Consider the following 19046-nt stretch of genomic DNA (forward strand, 5'->3'; position numbering starts at 1 on the left):
ACACAGTACATTCTCGAATCTCGGCCCCCAAAACCGGCGTATGAGTGACTCGACGGTCCAGTGCTGGCTGGTCGAACGGACGTTCGACGACCGCAACCTCGTAACCATCGTCTACGCGACGCCCGACGGCTCGCGCTACCAGCAGCGCGAGCGCTCCGCGACGTCGCTACGGAACGGCGGCGAGGTCACCGCGGCGACGGAGATCGCCGAAACCGAGCTCGAGTCGGTTTCCGACGAGGAGACCCGAAAACGGTACGCCGAGGAGGCCGAGCGGACCGCCGAGCAGTACGATCCCGGAGATCCCATATAGGACCGATCCGACTGACCGCTAGAGAGACAGTTTGTTCCTCCGGACGGATCGGAATATCAATACAACGAAGTAACAACTCTTATCGGCGAACGGTGAGACCACACAGCCATGCCAGCTATCACAGTCGATAATCTGACCAAATCATACGGTCAGGAACTCGCGCTCCGAGACCTCTCGTTCCAGGTCGAAGAGGGCGAGGTCTTCGGCTTTCTCGGTCCGAACGGAGCCGGCAAATCGACGACGATCAACGTCATTCTGGACTTCATCCGGCCGACCGACGGCCGGGTGGAGGTGCTGGGGATGAACGCCCAAGCACACAGCCGCGAGATCCGTTCGCGGACCGGCGTCCTCCCCGAGGGCGTCGAAACCTACGACCGGCTGACCGCCCGCCAACACCTCGAGTTCGCTATCGACTCGAAGGAGACCGACGACGATCCGCGGGAATTGCTCGAGCGCGTCGGTCTCGTCGACGCCATCGACAAAAAGGCCGGCGGCTACTCGAAGGGGATGTCCCAGCGACTCATGCTCGCGATGGCCCTCGTCGGCGAACCGGATCTGCTGATTCTGGACGAGCCCTCGACGGGACTCGACCCAAACGGGGCTCGCGAGATGCGCGAAATCGTCCGCGAGGAGAACGCTCGCGGCGCGACGGTGTTCTTCTCGAGTCACATCATGGAGCAGGTCGAGGCAGTCTGTGACCGCGTCGGCATCCTTCGGGACGGCGAGATGGTCGCCGTCGACACCGTCGAAGGGCTCCGCGACTCCGTCGAGGGCGGGACGAGTCTGCGGGTCACCATCGATCGGATCGACGACGACGCCCTGCAGGCCGTTCGGTCGCTGCCAGACGTCAGCGACGCGGTCGTGGAGGGCGAGAGTCCGCCGACACTGATCGTACAGGTCAGCGGCTCGAAGACCGCCGTGCTGGGTGAACTCGAGGACCGCGGCGTCGAGGTCAGGGACTTCACGACGCGTGAAGCCTCGCTCGAAGACGTCTTCCAGTCGTACACCACGGGACCGGAGGTGGAAGCCCGATGAGCACCGAGTCAAAAACGGGATCGAGGTCGGAGTCGACCGCGAGTTCGATCAACCTCACGAGCGTCCGGGCGATCGCGAGGAAGGACTTCCAGGACGCCGTTCGATCCTGGATGTTCTGGGGCCTGAGCGTCTTCTTCTTCGTGCTACTCGTCGCCGTCACGGGAACGATCTCGTACTTCGGCGAGGATATCGCGGCTGAGGGGGCGACGACGGAGGCGCTCGTTCTCTTCGTCAGCCAGATCACGCGGCTCGTGATCCCGCTGATCGCGCTGATCTTAGGCTGGAAAGCCATCGCGGGCGAGCGCGAGACGGGCAGCATCAAGATCCTGCTTTCGTTGCCCCACTCCCGAAAGGACGTACTGCTCGGGAAACTCATCGGCCGATCGGCAGTCCTCTCGCTGTCGCTCGTCGTCGGGTTCGTGCTCGCCGCGGTCGTCGTCGCCGTGATGCTCGGCGGCTTCGACATCGTCGACTACTTCAGCCTGCTCCTGATGGCGATCATCTACGGTATCGCCTACACGAGCATCGCCGTCTCGCTGTCGTCGCTGACCCGGTCGACGACTATCGCCGGCGCGGCGATGTTCGGCATCTTCATCCTGTTCTACGTCGTCTGGAACGCGATCCAGACCGTCTTCCAGCTCCTGATGAATCGCGGAACAATCGAGGGAGTCAGCTACACGACCGAGGGTATGGGGCCGGACGGAACCACCGAACAATTCACGTTCGAACGACTCCCAGACTGGGCGCTGTTCATCGACATGATCGATCCCGGAAACGCGTTCCAGAACACGATCACGTTCCTCGGTTCCTTCGGCGGCGAGGACATGGGCACGACCTACCCATCGGAGTGGTTCGCAAACGGCGTCCCGTTCTACCTCGAGAACTGGTTCTCGTTTGTCATCCTGCTCCTGTGGATCGTCGTCCCGATCGCGATCGCGCTCTACCGATTCGATCGCGTCGATCTCTGAGGCCGGGTCCGTTCCTATTGTGATTTTTGCGTTTCGATTCGTCTCCCTCGCGAGTTTAACTGTCGGTGGAGACACGTCTCAGTCGCTGGCACTCGGTTTAGGTAGTTGCCACGCGTACGTGAGTCCGTGACCGACTGCATCTTCTACGGCGGGAAAGGCGGGGTCGGGAAGACGACCTGTGCGGCGGCGACCGGTCTCGAGTTGGCCGACGAGGGCCGCCGGACGCTGATCGTCTCGACCGACCCGGCACACTCGCTGTCCGACTCGCTCGAGGCCGACCTCGGGCCCGAACCGAGCGAGGTCGACCTGGGGGTCGGCTCCAGTCTCGAGACGACCGACGAGGGAACCCTCGAACTCGATTCGGGCGGCAGCCTCTGGGCCGTCGAGATCGACGCCAAAACCCAGCAGGAACGCTACGAGAAGCTAGCGACGGCGCTCGCCGCAGATCTCCGTAGCGCCGGCATCCGACTCTCGGACGACGAGGTCGAACGGATCTTCGCGTCTGGCGCACCGGCCGGCGGGGACGAAATCGCGGCGCTTGATCTGCTCGTCGAGTACGTCGACTCGGGCGAGTGGGACGTCGTCGTCTTCGACACCGCACCGACGGGCCACACGCTCCGGTTGTTCGACACACCCGAGGTGCTGGGACCTGCCCTCGAGACCCTCCAGTCGCTTCGCGGGCAGGCCAGCCGAATCGGCACCGCCGCGAAGTCTGCGGTGTTCGGCCCGATGTCGATGATGACCGGCAGCAATACCGAGGGCGAGGAGAGCCTCGAGGAGTTTCAGGACCGACTCAGGCGCGCTCGAGACCTGCTGGCCGACCCCGAGCGCACGGAGTTTCGCGTCGTCCTCATTCCGGAGGGGATGGCCATCGCCGAATCAGAGCGACTGGTAGAGAAACTCCGCGACGCCGAGGTACGGGTCGATCGACTCGTCGTGAACCGCGTCTTCGAGGACCCCGACGAGGGCTGTTCGCGCTGTCGGTCCCGGTACGAGCGACACGCGAAGCGGGTTTCGGAGGTTCGAGAGACGTTTCCCGACCTCGAGGTCGTGACGCTGCCTGAACGCGAAGGGGAGGTGCAGGGACTCGAGGCGGTGTGGTCGATCGCCGATCGACTGCCGGCCGCCGCGTAGCCGAACTCGGCCGAAGCGCCGCGGCCGTCGCCCTCTCGAACAATGTGATGGCCCACAGCGTGAGTGCCGCCGGGATCAGTCGCCGATAACCCACAGCAACGCGAACGAGCCGGCCAACACGACGCTCACCGTGGCGATCGCGGGAAACGCCGCCACGATGCCCCAGCGAGTCGAGAGGACGCCGAACACCGCCGGCCCGCTCGCGCTGCCGATGGCCGACCCGGTCTGGATGACGCCGAAGAGGCTCCCGCTCGAGCCCGTCTCGGCCTGCTGGGAGACCATCGCGTTCTTGACCGGGTAGCTGGTGTACATACCGGCGCCGATGACGGCGAACCACACCGCCAGAATCACCGTCAGGACGCCGATTGGTAGCTCGCCGAACACGGCTGCCAGCGCCAGCGTGGCGGCGACCAGCACGGCTGTGAGAAGCGAGGCCCCGATTCCCAGCGCGACCCGGTCGAACCGATCGGCGAGGTCACCCGCGTACAGGGAGGCGAGACTGCCGCCGACCAGGAGTGCGAAAAACGCGACGTTTCCGACCGACGCCGACGTTCCGGTCTCCGCGGCGACGTAGGCCGTCGTGTAGGTCTGTATCGCGCGGTGTTGCATCGACAGCACGAGCGTGACAAAAAAGAGGACGACGACGCTCTTCGTAATAGTGAGATCGAACGAGAGATCCGTCGAGCGGATCGCTTGCCGAATCGTCTTTCGGGGCTCGCCACCGTCGGTCCGTGGGTCGTCGATCCGCGAGTCGTCGGTGCCATCCGACTTCGCGTCGTCCGGGGCCTCGGCCGTGAGAAAGAGGTAGACGACCAGACAGCTCACGGCGAGTCCGATCGCGACGCCAGTGGCGAGAGCGAGTCGCCAGCCCGCGACCGCGGCGACGCCGCCGACGATCACCGGCGCGGACATCGTCCCGAGCGCGCCGCCGAACCCGAAGACGCCCATCGCCTTCCCTTCGGTCGCCTCGGTCTCGTAATCGCTGACGAGGGCCATCCCCGTCGGGTGGAACGCGCTGCCGCTGATCCCGGCGATGGTCTGGGCGACGAGCAACGTCTCGTAGTTCGGCGCGGTGCTCGCCAGAAAGATCCCCGCGGCCATCCCAAACAGGCCGCCGACGAGGAGGCGCTCCTTCCCGATCACGTCGGCGAGCATGCCGGCGGGAAGCTGGAAGAGGACGTACATGAGAAAGAAGACGGTGACGAGAAAACCCGCCTGTCCGTAGGTGATCCCGAGGTCCGCGACGAGCAGCGGAATAATCGGCGGGATCACGATCGCGAAGAACTCGTTGACCCCGTGGCCGACGGTAATCGAGCCGACCGCTCTCGGCCGGGAGACGTCTCGCAGCCGCCTGAGCAGAGTCAACACGGTGCGCTCACATCACGGTCGTCGGTACTAAAGCCGTCGGAAGCCCGTCCGTTTGGCCGGCAGTTCTCGATGCTCACTCGAGGTCGATCCCGTACTCGCCGAGCAGTTCCCGGAACTCGTCCTCGTCGATGATCGGAACCTCGTTGTCCGCCGCGTCGTCGCGTTTCGTCTGGCCTGGACTCTCGCCGACGACGAGGTAGTCCGTGGTTCCTGATACGCTACCCGTCGCGTTGGTGGCGTTGGTTCCGACGGCCGCAGCCGAGCCGGAGCCGAACGCTTATGCGAATCGTTCCCCAATTCAGAGACATAATGGCCAGTTCAGTGAGCGGTGGTGACGCCCACGACGACGAGATCCGTCTCTGGCGTGAGGAGGACTGGTGGGTTGCCACGGATGTCGAGACGGGAGTCACTAGCCAGGGCCCGACTCGAGAGACTGCACTGGAAAATCTCGACGACGCAGTTGCACTCCACAAGGGCGACAGCGGGAGCGAGCCGACCGATTCGGAGCTTCGCGAACTGGGAATAGATCCGGCCGAGAATACGACCGGCGAGCGGGAGCCGCCGGACGTCCTCGAGTAGGAATGGGGCGGCGAACATTCTCCGGGAAAGAGGTCGTGAAAGCGCTGGTCAACGCCGGCGGATTCGAGTGGCGTCGAACGACCGGTGATCACGCGCAATTATACTACGAGCATCCGACGAACGAGGAGGACCAACGGCGCGTAACGGTCCCGTTACACGACGAACTTCGAACGGGAACACTCAGAACGATCGCCGACAGCGCTGGTGCACAGGACTTCGACGAATTCAGTGCGTGGATCGATCGCAACTCGTAGCGTACCGTCGTTCGAATCGGTCCAAATATCCAGTGACCGATCACTCGAGGTCGATCCCGTACTCGCCGAGCAGTTCCCGGAACTCGTCCTCGTCGACGATCGGCACGTCGTTGTCCGCCGCGTCGTCGCGCTTCGTCTGGCCCGGGCTCTCGCCGACGACGAGGTAGTCCGTGTTCCCCGAGACGCTGCCCGTCGCGTTCGCGCCGTGGGCCTCGACGGTCTCCTGAGCCTCGCCGCGCGTGACGCCCTCGAGCGACCCCGTAAAGACGAACGTCAGTCCCTCGAGTTCGTCGCCGCCCGTCTCGAGGGCCGATTCCTGCGGGGAGACGTACTCGAGGATGTCGTCGACGGCCTCGGCGTTGGCCTCGCTCGTGAAGAAGTCGTGGAGCTGTTGGGCGACGGTTTCGCCGACGTCGTCGACGCCCTCGAGCCGCTCCGGATCGTCCTCGGCCGTCTCGCGGAAGGCCTCGAACGTGCCGAACTCGTGGGCGAGTTCGCGGGCCGTCGTCGGCCCAACGTGGGGTATGCCCAGCGCCGAGCAGAAATCGGCGAGCGGGGGCTCGCGGCTCTCCCCGAGTTCGGCCAGCAGGTTCTCGGCGCTCGTCTCGCCCCAGCCCTCGAGTTCCGTGAGGGCCTCGCGCTCGAGTTCGTAGAGGTCGGCGACGGACTCGAGCAGACCCGCATCCACGAGTTGGCGGACGCTCTTCTCGCCCAGCCCCTCGAGATCCAACCCGTCGTCGCTCGCGTAGTACTCGATCGAGCGGCGGAGTTGAGCGTCACAGGCCAGCCCGCCCGTACAGAACGCCATCGGCCCGTCGCGCTCGACGGCGCTACCGCAGACCGGACAGTGCTCGGGGAGTTCGTAGTGGCCCTCGCTGTTCTTTTCGACGACCTCCTCGACGTAGGGGATCACGTCGCCGGCGCGCTGGACGCGGACGGTGTCGCCCACGTTGACGTTCTTCTCCGCGATCTCCTCGGGGTTGTGCAGGCTCGCTCGAGAGACCGTCACGCCCCCGACATCGACCGGCTCGAGCAGGGCAACGGGGGTCAACCGGCCCGTCCGGCCCACCTGCACCGCCACGTCGACGATCGGGGTCACCTCCGCGCGTGCGGGGAACTTGTAGGCGAAGGCGTAGCGGTCGTGGCGAGCCGTTCGGCCCAATTCCTCGCGAGCGTCGCGGTCGTCAACCTTGATGACGGTGCCGTCGATCTCGTAGCCCAGATCGTCCCGCGCCTCGAGCATCCGGTCGCGGTAGTCGATCGCCTCCTCGATGTCGTCGGCAAATTCGACGTGCTCGGTGACCCGCAGCCCCCACTCCGGGAAGCGCTCGAGTTCCGCGCTGTGGCTGTCCTCGAGGTCGCTGGCCTCGAGCACGTCGAAGTAAAACACCTCGAGCGGCCGCTCGGCGACGATCGAGGGGTCGAGCTGGCGGATCGTCCCCGCGGTCGCGTTCCGAGGGTTCGCAAAGGGCTCCTCGCCGCGTTCGATCCGCTTGCGATTGTGTTCCTGAAACGCGTCTCTTGGCATGTAGACCTCGCCACGAACCGCCAGAAAGTCAGGGTAGTCGCCGTGGAGTTGCTGCGGTACCGAGCCGATGGTTCGGGCGTTTCGCGTGACGTCATCCCCTTCGCGGCCGTCGCCGCGGGTGACGGCGCGCTCGAGGCTTCCGTCCTCGTAGACGAACGCCATCGAGACGCCGTCGAACTTGGGCTCACAGACGTACTCAACGTCTCCGACTTCGCGGTGCACACGATCCGCGAACTCGCGGACGTCCTCGGCCTCGCCGCTCTGGTCGATCGAAAGCATCGGTGCGACGTGTTCGACCGTTTCGAACGCCTCGAGCGGTTCGCCGCCGACGCTTCGCGTCGGACTGTCGGGATGGGTACAATCGAAGGCATCCTCGAGGTCTTGCAGACGGGAAAAGAGGACATCGTACGTTCGGTCGGCGATGATCGGATCGCCCTCGACGTAGTACCGGCGGTCGTGTTCGCGGATGGCCTCCCGGAGTAAGTCGACCTCTCGTTCGGCCTCGTCCGCCGAGAGATCATCGACCGGCTCGAACTCAGTCGGCGGATCCCGGAGGTACGGATTGGCTTCGTCCGCGTTCTCGTCGGTGAGTGACATTCGTTGCTCGAGGGTTGCTTCCCGGCCCCGTTAACGTTACTGACGCGTCGCCGCCGTCGATCCGACGGACGGCGCTCGGCAGCGGTCGACCGCCACCGAGACCGAACCCGTCGGCTCGAGCGACTAGCTCCAGGGACTGCCGCCGACTTCGGAGCGTACCCTCGGACCGACCTCGACGCGGCAGTCCGCGTGGACGAGCGCGATACACAGCAGGACGTACCCCGCTCGCTGCTCGCGGTCGGTTAAGGCCGTCGGCGCGCGCCGGTAGTCGAACGCCGCCGCGGCGTCGATCGGATCGGTCGCGCGGTCGTCGTCATTCGGGGGCGCGTCGGATTCAGACTCCTCTTCGTCGATCGCACGTAGCCGACCGACACAGGCCGTACAGGTGCCCTTCCGACAATCGTACGGGAGCCGAATGCCCTCCCGGCCGGCCACCTCGAGCACCGTCTCCCGCGCCCCGACCGTGACGTGCTCGGTGCGACCGTCCGGCCACTCGAGGGTGACATCGTGCTGCGTCATGGCTCGCGCCCCGGCGCTCGCCGATTTGCTGTGCGACTCATACGACTGGTAGGGGACACAGCGAAAAAAGCGTGGGCGTGGCAGCATCCGACGGGTTGGGCGCGGGCCGGCGAACCGCGAACGAACGATCGATACCCAGTCTTTACCCGCACCGCTCTCGTAGAGGCCGACTAGATGGGACAGGGAACGGATACGGAGTTCGGATTGGTCGACCTCGAGGAAGTGGAAACGCCGGGCGACGAGTGGGAGGAGATCGACGTCTCGGAGACCGAAGCCGACCGGATCGCCCGCAAGCGCGACCGCGAGTTCGAGCAGTTCGAAGAGCGGATCAAAGACGCCGACCAGTTCAAAGTCGAGCAGTCGGTGTTCGACGACGCGACGCTGGCGGCGCTCTACAAACTCGTCCAGGACGGCTACGTCGAGGCCTTCGGCGGGCCGCTCTCGACGGGCAAGGAGGCCAACGTCTACCATGCGCTGGGCGACGACCGCGACGTCGCGGTCAAGATCTACCGGATCAACGCCTCGAACTTCCGGCAAATGCGCGACTACCTCGAGGGCGACCCCCGATTCGAGGGGCTGGGCGGCAAAAAGAAAGACGTCGTGCTGGCCTGGACGAAGAAGGAACTCGCCAATCTCGAGCGAGCGCAGGCTGCCGGCGTGCGGGTGCCGGAACCGATCGCCACCGAACGTAACGTGTTGGTCATGGAGTACATCGGCGACGACGAGGGTCGCGCGAAGCGACTCGGCGAGGTCCACATCGAGAACCCCCAGACCGCCTACGAGGTCATGCGCGAGTACATGCGCCGGCTCTACTCCGCGGGCATCATCCACGGCGATCTGAGCGAGTACAACGTCGTCTTCGACGAGGGGCAACTCGTGATCATCGACGTCGGACAGGCCGTCACTGTCCACCACCCGAACAGCCGGACGTTCCTCGAGCGCGACTGCCGAAACGTCGCGAGTTTCTTCTCGCGGCAGGGGCTGGAGACGGACGAGGACGAGTTACTCGAGTTCGTGACGAGTCCGGAGCCAGATCCCTCGGGAGAATAGGAGATCGGCAAGCAGCGGACCTCACAGCCCGGTTGCAGACAATTTCGATGAAGGACTTTCCACCGGTTCCGAACGTCACCGATGCCCCCGACCGACTGTTCGAGGAGGGGCACCTGTGGCTCCTCGAGAAGGTCGACGGAGCCGGGTTTCGCTTCCAACTCCAGCAGTCGGGCCTCCTCCGGTTCGGCGACCGGAACCGCGTATACGACGACCCCGATGCCGTTCCCGAGCCCTACCAGCACGCCGTTCGGCACGTTCGGGAGCACGTGGACCGTGAAGCGCTTCGGAGTGCCGTCGACGACGTCGAGGACATCGTCTTCTTCGCCGAGGCGATGCACCACCACCGAATCTCGTACGACTGGGAGCGGACGCCGTCGGTTCTCGGCGTCGACGTCTGGTCGGCCGATGCGGGGAAATTCCGCCCGCCGGACGCCGTCGAAGCGATTTTCGAGGGGATCGGTCTCGAGCCGGTGAACGTCTTCGAACGGGAGTGTCGCGCCCAGTATTTCGACCCGGACTCGTACACGATTCCACAGTCCAACTGGTACGATGGCCCCGCCGAAGGCGTCGTCGTTCGGAACAAACGCGGCCAGCGCGCGAAAATACTCCATCCGGAAAGCCGAGAGCGCGACGGGCCCGAACCGATCGAGGCGTCGGCCGAGGAGGCGGCGACGACGTACGCGACTCGAGGGCGGTTCCGGAAACTCGCGATCCGACTCGAGGAACAGGGTCGGCCCGTGACGTTCGAGACGCTCTACGAGCGCGTCCTCGAGGATATCACTCGCGAGGCCCACGCCCGACTCCACCACAGCCAGAGCGACGTGGAGATGGGGGACTTTCGCTCGGAAGTCGCCGCACTCACGCGGGAGTTCCTCGATGAGCGAACCGACGGCGCGGCGGGGTGACGATTGCTCGAGTGTGAGAGCGATACTTTTGGCCGAATTCGAGAGCCTCTCGCTACTTCGCCTGCGATAGCCGTCGTCGAACACCACGCTGGTCCCAAACACTCTTTATCGATCCGAATCGAGGTGTATCCGATGGCGTCCACTCTCGAGTGGCGATGGCGCTGGCAGGATCCCTCGAGAGCGGACAGTACCCTCGCGGCTGGTGACGTGGCCTAACCCGTCGGCTGTCGCGTCGGACGCTCCCTCTGCTCGTTTTGCACGTATCGACTTCCAGCCGCTGCAGTCAACCCCGAGACGAATGACAGAGCCAGACGAGACGCCAGACAGTACCGACAGCAGTAGCACAGCCGACTCGAGCGAATCGAACACCTGCGGTGAGTTCACCGTCACGCCCTACGCCGTTGAGGGCGAAGTCGACTACGACAAGCTCCTCGAGCGCTTCGGTGCCGACCCGCTCACCGACGAACAAATCGCTCGCTTTCCCGACCATCCACTGCTCCGCCGCCGAACGTTCTACGCCGGCCGAGATGTCGATCGATATCTCGAGGCCGCCGCGTCGGGCGACCCGCACGCGCTCGTCACCGGCAGGGGGCCGTCGGGGCCGATGCACCTCGGACACGTCCTGCCGCTGTACCTCGCAAAGCGGTTGCAAGAGGCGACGGGCGCGACCGTCTACGTTCCGCTCTCGGACGACGAGAAGTTCCTCGCGAAGGACCAATCGTTCGCGTCGATCGGTGCGCACACGCGTGAAAACCTGCGTGATATCCTGGCCGTCGGCTTCGATCCCGAACGGACACGAATCGTCGTCGATACAGCCGACGCGGACGTGCTGTATCCGATCGCCGTTCGGCTCGCAACGCACCTCACGCCCGCGACGGTCGAAGCCGTCTACGGTCAGCAGGACACCGTCGGACTGCAGTTCTATCCTGCGGTGCAGGCGACTCACCTTCTGCTCCCCCAACTCGTTGCGGGCCGCCAGCCGACGCTGGTCCCCATCGCTGTCGATCAGGACCCCCACGTTCGCGTCTGTCGTGACGTGGCCGCGAAAGAGGCCCTGCCCGTTGGGAAGCCGGGTGCCCTGCTCGGACGATTCCTCCCGGGTCTCGACGGCCCGGGAAAGATGAGCAGCTCCGGCGATGCACCATCGATCGAACTCACCGCGGACCCCGACACGGTCGCGGAAACGATCCGAACCCACGCCTATACTGGCGGGCAGGCGACGCTCAAGGGCCACCGCGAGCACGGCGGCGATCCGACCGTCGACGTCCCCTTCCAGTACCTGCGATTCTTTTTCGAGGACGACGACGAGCGACTCGAGCAAATCGCCGACGACTACCGATCGGGCGAATTGCTGAGCGGCGAATTAAAACAGATCGCGATCGACCGCATCACGGAGTTCCTGACCGGCCACCAGCAGCGACGTGCGGAACTCGGCTCGCTCGAGGCCGACCTCGAGCCCTACCGACTGACCGATCGCGAACGGCGGCGGGCGCTCGAGCGGGCCGGGGTGCCAGCAGGACTCGAGTCGGAAGGCGACCCGCGACGGTAGCCCCCGAACGCATTTGGGTCTCGCAGTCGCGCCATGTAGTATGAACATCGGGATCATTTCGGACACCCACGATAACGTCGAGGCGATCGAGCGGGCGACCGAGATTTTCGAGGAGGAGGGCGTCGAAATCGTGATCCACTGCGGCGACTTCATCGCCCCGCTGATGATCAACTACTTCGACGGCTTCGAACTCCACGGCGTCTTGGGGAACAACGACGGCGACGTGGCGAACCTCCAGTCCGCGTTCGACTCGCTCGGAGACGAGAGCGAACTCCACGGCCGCTTCGCGAGCCTCGAGTTCGACGGCCTCTCCTTTGCCGCGTTGCACGGCGAGAGTCTCGAGGAGGTCGAAGCCATCGCGGCCGGCGAGACGTACGATTTCGTCTGTTACGGTCACCACCACGAGCGCGAGCTATCCGACGAGGGACGAACGACCGTGCTCAACCCCGGCGCGCACGTGCTGGCCAAATCCGAAGCGGATCGGACGGTTGCGGTCGTGGATACGCGTGCCGGATCGGTGCGATTCCGGTCGGTCGAGGAGTGACGAGAGTCGGGTCGCCGGCGGCGGACCTGTCCGACGGCCATCAATATTAAACTACGCACCTGTGAACGCGGCTGTTGATGGTGAATTCAGGCGGAAATGGAGAGAACGATCGACGAAACGAACACCGAACGAACGGACAACAGGAAAAATCGTTCGTCGACGACGTTCCGTGGAAGCAAGCGCTATTGTACGGTATCGGTGCGTTCGTTCTCGGAATGGCACTGCTTACGGGGCTGATGATCGTCGAAGGTGCACTGGACGACGCACCGACCGACGATTCCAGTACCGAGAGCATCGACGAAGACGAACCGGGATTCATGACCATCGTCAGTTGGCTTTACTTCGGGACCCAGTTCGTGGATGTCGAAATGTCGTGGGCACTCGGGACGGAGTCGATGAACTTGCTCGATGAAGCGTCCGAGGAGATGACGATCCCGACTATCGGTTACTATCTTGTTCCGATCGTCGCGCTCGTTGGCATGGGAAAACGTCTGGCCGAAACGACACTGCCAGCGACCACCTCACCGGAGGAGGGAGCGAAACGAGGCGCGACTATCACAGCGGGCTACCTGCTCGCCGTGGTCCTCGCGGCCCAGTTGTTCACGTGGTCCGCAACCGACGGAGAGATGACCGTGAGCGCGGGTGCAGACTTTACGCAGGCGCTCCTCCTTGCTGGACTCATCTACCCGGTGTTGTTCGGCGCGATCGGAGGCTATCTCGCGTTCCGCGAATGATCGACTGAAGCGAGCGAAACGAGCCGTTTTGAGCCGTGGCGAACGGACGACAATGATGACCGAGCCACACTCGAGTGGCCGTCACTGGCACCCGTATCTCGCGGACCAAGCGCTTAACCTCGCTCAGCTAGTACCGTTCCGTATGCAACACGTGAAGATTCCGCAGGACCGCATCGGCGTTCTCATCGGCGAGGGCGGCGAGACGATGCGAGAGATCGAGGCGGAAGCCGAGGTGCGACTCGACATCGATTCGGAGAACGGCTCCGTCGCCGTCGATACCGTCGGCGATCCCGTGCTCGGTCTCAAGGCACCGGATATCGTCCGTGCGATCGGCCGCGGCTTCGCCCCCGAAACGGCGTTGCGGCTGCTCGAGGACGACATGATCATGTTCGATGTCGTCGACATCGACGCTGCCGCGCGCAACACGAACGACATGAAACGCAAGAAGGGACGACTCATCGGCGAGGGCGGCCGAACCCGCGAGCTCATGGAGGAGCTGTCGGGCGCCAACGTCGTCATCTACGGCTCGACGCTCGGGATCATCGGCGCGCCCCAGCAGGTCGACGTCGTCCGAACCGCCGCCGAGATGCTCCTCGACGGCGCGCCACACGGCGCGGTCTACTCCTTCCTCGAGGAGAAACACAACGAGATGAAACATCAGGGCATGCAGTACCATCGGTACCCCGGCGGCCAGTCCTGATCCGTTCGCTCCGTTTTCGGGTTCGACCCTTCCTTGTCGATCGCCAAATATACTCCCGCCCGTCACCGCCGACCGACTACGGGACTGAAAGCGCAATGGTGAACGCCCCGCCGAGGACACGAGCGGAGCCACCGGTCGTCACACGGTAAATTCTCACGCTCCGGCAGCGGAGGATTGTTATAAATACCAGTAGCACGGCTGGCGGTGAACCGGCGTACTACGCCCTCGTAGTGGGATTTGACTCGCACATTCTCGAAAGGTTTATATAGAATCACAAACAATCCTTCGCTTGACTATGGCACAACAGCAGATGGGCAATCAGCCCCTTATCGTTCTCTCGGAGGACAGCCAGCGGACATCCGGCAAAGACGCGCAGTCGATGAACATTCAGGCCGGGAAGGCCGTTGCCGAGTCCGTACGGACCACGCTCGGTCCGAAGGGGATGGACAAGATGCTCGTCGACTCCTCGGGCAACGTCATCGTCACGAACGACGGCGTCACGCTCCTCTCGGAGATGGAGATCGACCACCCCGCTGCCGACATGATCGTCGAAGTTGCCGAAACCCAGGAGGACGAAGTCGGCGACGGCACCACGAGCGCCGTCGTCGTCTCCGGTGAACTCCTCAGTCAGGCCGAGGATCTCTTAGAGCAGGACATCCACGCGACCACCCTCGCGCAGGGATACCGAGAGGCCGCCGAGGAAGCCACCGAGGTACTCGAGGACATCGCCATCGACGTCGACGAGGACGACACCGAGATTCTCGAGCAGATCGCTGCCACCGCGATGACGGGCAAGGGTGCCGAGAACGCCCGCGACCTGCTCTCCCGACTCGTCGTCGAGGCCGTCCGCTCGGTCGCCGACGGCGACGAGGTCGACACGGACAACATCAAAGTCGAAAAGGTCGTCGGCGGCTCGATCGACAACTCCGAGCTCGTCGAGGGCGTCATCGTCGACAAGGAGCGCGTCTCCGACAGCATGCCGTACTTCGCCGAGGACGCAAACGTCGCGCTCATCGACGGAGCCCTCGAGATCAAAGAGACTGAGATCGACGCCGAAGTCAACGTCACCGACCCCGACCAGCTCGAGCAGTTCCTCGAACAGGAAGAGGCGCAGCTGCGCGAGATGGCCGAAGCGGTCGCCGACGTCGGCGCAGATGTCGTCTTCGTCGACGGCGGCATCGACGACATGGCCCAGCACTACCTCGCACAGGAGGGTATCATCGCCGTCCGACGCGTCAAATCCAGCGATCAGGGTCAACTCGCCCGCGCGACCGGCGCCACGCCCGTCTCGAGTGTCGACGACCTGACCGAGGACGACCTCGGCTTCGCCGGCAGCGTCGCCCAGAAGGAGATTGCCGGCGACCAGCGCATCTTCGTCGAGGACGTCGACGACGCCAAGGCCGTCACCCTCATCCTCCGTGGCGGCACCGAGCACGTCATCGACGAGGTCGACCGCGCCATCGAGGACTCCCTCGGCGTCGTTCGCACCACGCTCCAGGACGGTAAAGTCCTCGCGGGCGGCGGTGCCCCCGAAGTCGAGCTCTCGCTCGCACTGCGCGACTACGCCGACTCCGTCGGCGGTCGCGAACAGCTCGCCGTCGAAGCGTTCGCCGACGCCCTCGAGGTCATCCCACGCACGCTCGCCGAGAACGCCGGACTCGACCCCATCGACTCGCTCGTCGAGCTCCGCGCCGACCACGACGCCGGTGACACCAGCTCCGGGCTGGACGCCTACACCGGCGATACGATCGATATGGCCGAAGAAGGCGTCTACGAGCCGCTTCGCGTGAAGACCCAGGCTATCGAGTCCGCAACCGAAGCCGCAGTCATGCTGCTTCGCATCGACGACGTCATCGCCGCCGGCGACCTCGCGGTTGCCGACGACGACGGTGACGACGAGATGCCGCCGGGCGGCGGTGGCATGGGCGGCGGCATGGGCGGCATGGGCGGTGGCATGGGCGGCATGATGTGAACCTAAATTTTGCTCTGCGGGCGCGGCGAAGCCGCACCCTCGGCAAAATTTAGTATAAAAGCCTCCTCGCTCCGTTTCGGGACGCTCCGCGTCCCTTCACATCGCTCGTCGGCCCGAACGCTTCGCGTTCGGTGAACGGCGTCGTTCGGGTTCTTCGAACCGCTCACTCGCCGACGAACGGCCGAAGAGAGGAAGGCCAGTCCACCACCACTCGAGCCGTCGACCACTGACTCGAGTCGGCCCACACCCTATTTTCGTCGTAGCTTCAACCCGAATCAGCGTCGCACTCGAGTTCCAAATCCGGATACCGTTCTCTTCGAATCGGATCGCGCAGCCACAGAATAGCGCGGCGGCCAAGGAGTCTCAGTCAGTCCTCGCTCTGCGCTCGAGCCCTCGGCCCCTGCCACGCGTCGAATCTCGAAATCGCAATCAGCAGGCCCCAGGAGAGCGCCATGCCGACAAGCGCGAAGCCGATCAGGAGGCCGAAGAAGGCCTCGAGACCGACGCCGAGGGCGAACCCGCCGAGGGCGATGCTCGTCGCGCCGAGGCCGAACTCGCCGAGGTAGGTGTAGCCATAGGAGAGGCCGCGGGCGTCCTCGGGCGTGTGAACTGCGACTGCCTCCTGGTAGAACGGCTGAATCGCGAAGAGGAAGAAGCCGAGGATCGCACAGAGGACGATGATCGGGCCGAGTCCCATCTCCCGCACCGGGACGAAGGCGACCGCGAGGACGGCGAGCACGGCGAAGATTCCGGCGAGACCGCGCTCGACGCGAATTCTATCGGTGAGTTTCCCGCCGGCGTACTGGCCGGCGATGCCGACGACGAGCAGGCCGACGTAGATGTAGTCCGCGGGTTCGATCCCCTCGAAACCGGTCGGCAGGTCGAGGACGGCCATCGCCGGCGCGTCGTGGAGAATCTCGGGGAGGTAGGTGAGGATTCCGCGGTAGAACAGCCCCTCGAACGTCACGATGGCGAAGACGACGGCGAACGCGCTCGCGAACAGGGCGCGCGATCCCGAGACGAACTCCGAGAGCGAGAGCGGTTCGGAGGCGTCGGAAACGTCGTCGGCGTCGACCGCACCCGCCGGATCGAAGCTCGCACTGAGTCCGTACGCGAGACCGACGAAGCCGGGAACGGCGAGGACGGCGGCGACGAGTTGCCACTCGAGGCCGACCATCAGTAACGTCGCAGTGACGAACGGACCGAGCGCGATGCCGACGTTGCCGGCGATGCCGTGGTAGGCGAAGACCGTCGGTCGTTCCTCGACGCCGGTGCTGATCAGCGCGAGTCCAGCTGGGTGATAGACGCTCGCCGCGACCCCCCACAGAACGAGGGCGAGCGCGATCGTGGCGATCGAGTCCGCGAACGCGAGCACAACGAAGGCGAATGCCATTCCGCCAAGACAGACGAGGATCAGCCGTTTAGGGCCGTAGCGGTCCGTGAGGACGCCAGCGGGTAGTGCACCGAGGCCGAACGGCGCGTAGCCCAGGGCGACGATCAGGCCGAAGACCGCAACACCGGCGTCGGGAAACTCGGTCAGCCAGACGACGAGAAAGATCGGGATCGACGTCTCGAACCAGTGGACCAGCGAGTGGCCCAGCATCGTAAAGTTCGCGATCGCTCGATCATTGTCGGGAAGTCCGAACACAGTTCGTTCAGTGCGATACTACACCTGCTATCGATATTTAACTGGTCGTATTTCGGCCGTTCGATCGAGGTATCCGATTGACATCCTCCCCGCCCTGAAGGGCGAGGATTCCCGCGTTGGGATATTGTGGTTTACGACGTGACCTGTTCTTGAGGTACGAACGCACCAGTTTCCTTGTCAAACAGGAATGTCGATGGCTGTGCCAACCAGCCGTTACTCCTATCTCCCCCATCACAGGCGAGACTCGGAGATACTTTCTGTCGAATGTTCTCAGCACCATTCACATCAGCGTTCGCCACCATATCGCATTCGTCGCACACGTACAACCCACGTTCAACACGGTTCGCGTCACGTTTGCGAGCACAACATGAACACGACTTCGATGTATCCCGCTCGGATACCTCCTCAACCGAGATACCTTCCGTTTCGGCCTTGTATTCAAGGAGGTCGGTGAACCGGTCGAACGCCCACGAGTGCAAGTCGAGGTTGCCGTGCTTCCCCCAGTTCTTCGCCTCACCGTTCTCCTCGTCTTCGCGGATACCAGAGAGGTCGCCAACCGCGATGATTCCAACACCCTCGTCAACACACCGCTGGACGATGTGTTTTGAGAGTGTGTGGAAGTAGTGAGTACGGCGAGCTGATTTCTTCTGGTTCAACCGCGTGGCCTGTTCGGAGTTCGAATCGTCACACCGGGCAATCCGCTTGCTGAAGTAGTAGTCGTCCTGCTTCAGGCAGCTCAGCGGGTACAGTTCGCTGTGGCCGTCTTCGTAGGCGAGTGCGGCAAAGTTGTTGATGCCGAGGTCAATACCCACCGTCTTCTCACCAGGTGATTCGGCCACTTCGATCTCGACTTTGCACACGAAGTGTAGTTCCCACTCATCACCTGTCCAGACTGCCCGTACTTGTTGGACGCTCTCTACGGTGGAGAGGTCAACGTCGGGACGAGTCTGGTATTCGCAGAGGATGAAGTCCGACCAGTGCTCTTTGAGATTCGAGCCTTTTGAGAGCCGAACACGGTCGTACTGGGTATCGAGCTTGAAGCCAGCGGCTTTGAACGTGATTGTGCTTCGTGGATGTTCGTCACCGTATTTGCGGTAGCCGGGCGGATTCGCCCGCGTGTCTCCGTTGCGCCGTTTGCCGTACCAGCCGTTGAACGCCTCAGCGAGTTCTTGAAGGACTCGCTGACTTGACTGAGAATGTAGGTCATCGTAGCGTTCGTACGACTTGAGGTACGAGGTGAGTTCGTCGTGTTCTGGGATATAGTCGATTTCATCCCAGACACGACTAATTGTCCACCGTCCGACGTTCCAGAGTTTGCTGGCGGCGAACCCGAGCGAATCGAGGTCGTCGGACACCCGTGACTGGTTTCTGATGGAAGCAGTGTAGGTGCGGGTGACGACCTCTTTCGCCATACGTAACCTATGTAAACAAATCTACTTGAAAGTATGGATTACGCAGCGTGGCATATCCTGCCGTGCCATCGAGTAGTGGTTGGTGTAGGGTAGTGTCGGATTCATCCCCGCCCTGAAGGACGGGGCTTTCTCCTGGATTCTCCGTAAATCGTTACAGCAAACCGTATCAGCCGTCCGAAAGCTGTGCTGCAAGCGCCGTCGCCCGATCGGTCAGCGCTTCGGTCGTCGCGGACGCGTCCT

18 protein-coding genes and 1 pseudogene are annotated in these 19046 nt (G+C 63.8%); 13 read left to right on the forward strand and 6 right to left on the reverse strand.

Translation table 11 applies throughout. The features are described from left to right. The first annotated feature begins 40 nt into the window (after positions 1-40). The 4 genes from NATTI_RS0107225 to NATTI_RS0107240 all read left to right on the forward strand — a co-directional run bounded on the left by NATTI_RS0107225 (position 41) and on the right by NATTI_RS0107240 (position 3447). A complete protein-coding gene (locus NATTI_RS0107225) occupies positions 41-310 on the forward strand; it encodes a hypothetical protein (protein WP_006088724.1) in 270 nt (89 codons plus the stop codon). Between the two features lie 108 nt (positions 311-418). After that, positions 419-1345 (forward strand): ABC transporter ATP-binding protein, encoded by a 927-nt coding sequence (locus tag NATTI_RS0107230; protein ID WP_006088725.1) that lies wholly within the window; start codon positions 419-421, stop codon positions 1343-1345. Beyond that, a complete protein-coding gene (locus NATTI_RS0107235) occupies positions 1342-2313 on the forward strand; it encodes an ABC transporter permease (RefSeq protein WP_006088726.1) in 972 nt (323 codons plus the stop codon). The genes NATTI_RS0107230 and NATTI_RS0107235 overlap by 4 nt, the downstream gene beginning before the upstream one ends. 126 nt (positions 2314-2439) lie before the next feature. After that, positions 2440-3447, forward strand: a complete 1008-nt coding sequence (locus NATTI_RS0107240; RefSeq protein ID WP_006088727.1) for an ArsA family ATPase — start codon at positions 2440-2442, stop codon at positions 3445-3447. A 75-nt stretch (positions 3448-3522) separates the two neighbouring features. Here the strand turns inward: NATTI_RS0107240 and NATTI_RS0107245 are convergent, their stop codons facing one another. Next, positions 3523-4815, reverse strand: coding sequence for an MFS transporter (locus tag NATTI_RS0107245; protein ID WP_006088728.1), 1293 nt, complete (start codon positions 4813-4815; stop codon positions 3523-3525). 73 nt (positions 4816-4888) lie between these two features. Continuing rightward, positions 4889-5050, reverse strand: a pseudogene (locus NATTI_RS27405) (BRCT domain-containing protein); the annotation flags it as partial. A gap of 74 nt (positions 5051-5124) precedes the next feature. On the opposite strand from NATTI_RS27405, the gene NATTI_RS0107255 reads away from it, so the two are divergent. Together NATTI_RS0107255 and NATTI_RS0107260 are read left to right on the forward strand one after the other, a co-directional pair. Continuing rightward, positions 5125-5394 carry a type II toxin-antitoxin system HicB family antitoxin gene (locus NATTI_RS0107255; protein ID WP_006088729.1) on the forward strand — a complete coding sequence of 90 codons (270 nt, stop codon included), beginning with the start codon at positions 5125-5127 and terminating at the stop codon, positions 5392-5394. 2 nt (positions 5395-5396) lie between these two features. Then, the gene (locus tag NATTI_RS0107260) at positions 5397-5648 is read left to right on the forward strand and encodes a type II toxin-antitoxin system HicA family toxin (RefSeq protein WP_006088730.1); all 252 of its coding nucleotides are present in this window, start codon (positions 5397-5399) and stop codon (positions 5646-5648) included. Positions 5649-5688: 40 nt separating this feature from the next. On the opposite strand, the gene ligA is transcribed toward NATTI_RS0107260, so the two are convergent. Then, entirely contained in the window at positions 5689-7773 is a 2085-nt protein-coding gene (gene ligA, locus NATTI_RS0107265) for an NAD-dependent DNA ligase LigA (RefSeq protein ID WP_006088731.1), read from the reverse strand. A gap of 123 nt (positions 7774-7896) precedes the next feature. Next, a complete protein-coding gene (locus NATTI_RS0107270; protein ID WP_006088732.1) occupies positions 7897-8292 on the reverse strand; it encodes a 2Fe-2S iron-sulfur cluster-binding protein in 396 nt (131 codons plus the stop codon). Positions 8293-8466: 174 nt separating this feature from the next. Between NATTI_RS0107270 and rio1 the strand changes: the two genes are divergently transcribed. From rio1 to thsA, 7 genes are all read left to right on the forward strand, one after another. Then, a complete protein-coding gene (gene rio1 / locus NATTI_RS0107275; protein WP_019991714.1) occupies positions 8467-9342 on the forward strand; it encodes a serine/threonine-protein kinase Rio1 in 876 nt (291 codons plus the stop codon). Between the two features lie 47 nt (positions 9343-9389). Further along, complete coding sequence (locus NATTI_RS0107280) at positions 9390-10247, forward strand: RNA ligase family protein (RefSeq protein ID WP_006088735.1); 858 nt, start codon at positions 9390-9392, stop codon at positions 10245-10247. Positions 10248-10545: 298 nt separating this feature from the next. Further along, complete coding sequence (locus tag NATTI_RS0107285) at positions 10546-11796, forward strand: tryptophan--tRNA ligase (protein ID WP_006088736.1); 1251 nt, start codon at positions 10546-10548, stop codon at positions 11794-11796. A 40-nt stretch (positions 11797-11836) separates the two neighbouring features. Then, positions 11837-12340 carry a metallophosphoesterase gene (locus NATTI_RS0107290; protein WP_006088737.1) on the forward strand — a complete coding sequence of 168 codons (504 nt, stop codon included), beginning with the start codon at positions 11837-11839 and terminating at the stop codon, positions 12338-12340. Between the two features lie 77 nt (positions 12341-12417). Then, the gene (locus NATTI_RS0107295) at positions 12418-13074 is read left to right on the forward strand and encodes a hypothetical protein (protein ID WP_006088738.1); all 657 of its coding nucleotides are present in this window, start codon (positions 12418-12420) and stop codon (positions 13072-13074) included. 142 nt (positions 13075-13216) lie between these two features. After that, complete coding sequence (locus NATTI_RS0107300) at positions 13217-13774, forward strand: KH domain-containing protein (RefSeq protein ID WP_006088739.1); 558 nt, start codon at positions 13217-13219, stop codon at positions 13772-13774. 310 nt (positions 13775-14084) lie between these two features. Further along, the gene (gene thsA, locus NATTI_RS0107305) at positions 14085-15746 is read left to right on the forward strand and encodes a thermosome subunit alpha (RefSeq protein ID WP_006088740.1); all 1662 of its coding nucleotides are present in this window, start codon (positions 14085-14087) and stop codon (positions 15744-15746) included. Between the two features lie 367 nt (positions 15747-16113). Here the strand turns inward: thsA and NATTI_RS0107310 are convergent, their stop codons facing one another. Both NATTI_RS0107310 and NATTI_RS0107315 read right to left on the reverse strand, forming a co-directional pair. Next, on the reverse strand, positions 16114-17349 hold the full coding sequence (locus tag NATTI_RS0107310; protein WP_049806280.1) for an MFS transporter: 1236 nt from the start codon (positions 17347-17349) through the stop codon (positions 16114-16116). A gap of 176 nt (positions 17350-17525) precedes the next feature. Continuing rightward, the gene (locus NATTI_RS0107315; protein ID WP_019991715.1) at positions 17526-18806 is read right to left on the reverse strand and encodes an RNA-guided endonuclease InsQ/TnpB family protein; all 1281 of its coding nucleotides are present in this window, start codon (positions 18804-18806) and stop codon (positions 17526-17528) included. Positions 18807-19046: the final 240 nt, after the last annotated feature.

The organism is Natronorubrum tibetense GA33 (assembly GCF_000383975.1).
GTDB classification, from domain to species: domain Archaea; phylum Halobacteriota; class Halobacteria; order Halobacteriales; family Natrialbaceae; genus Natronorubrum; species Natronorubrum tibetense.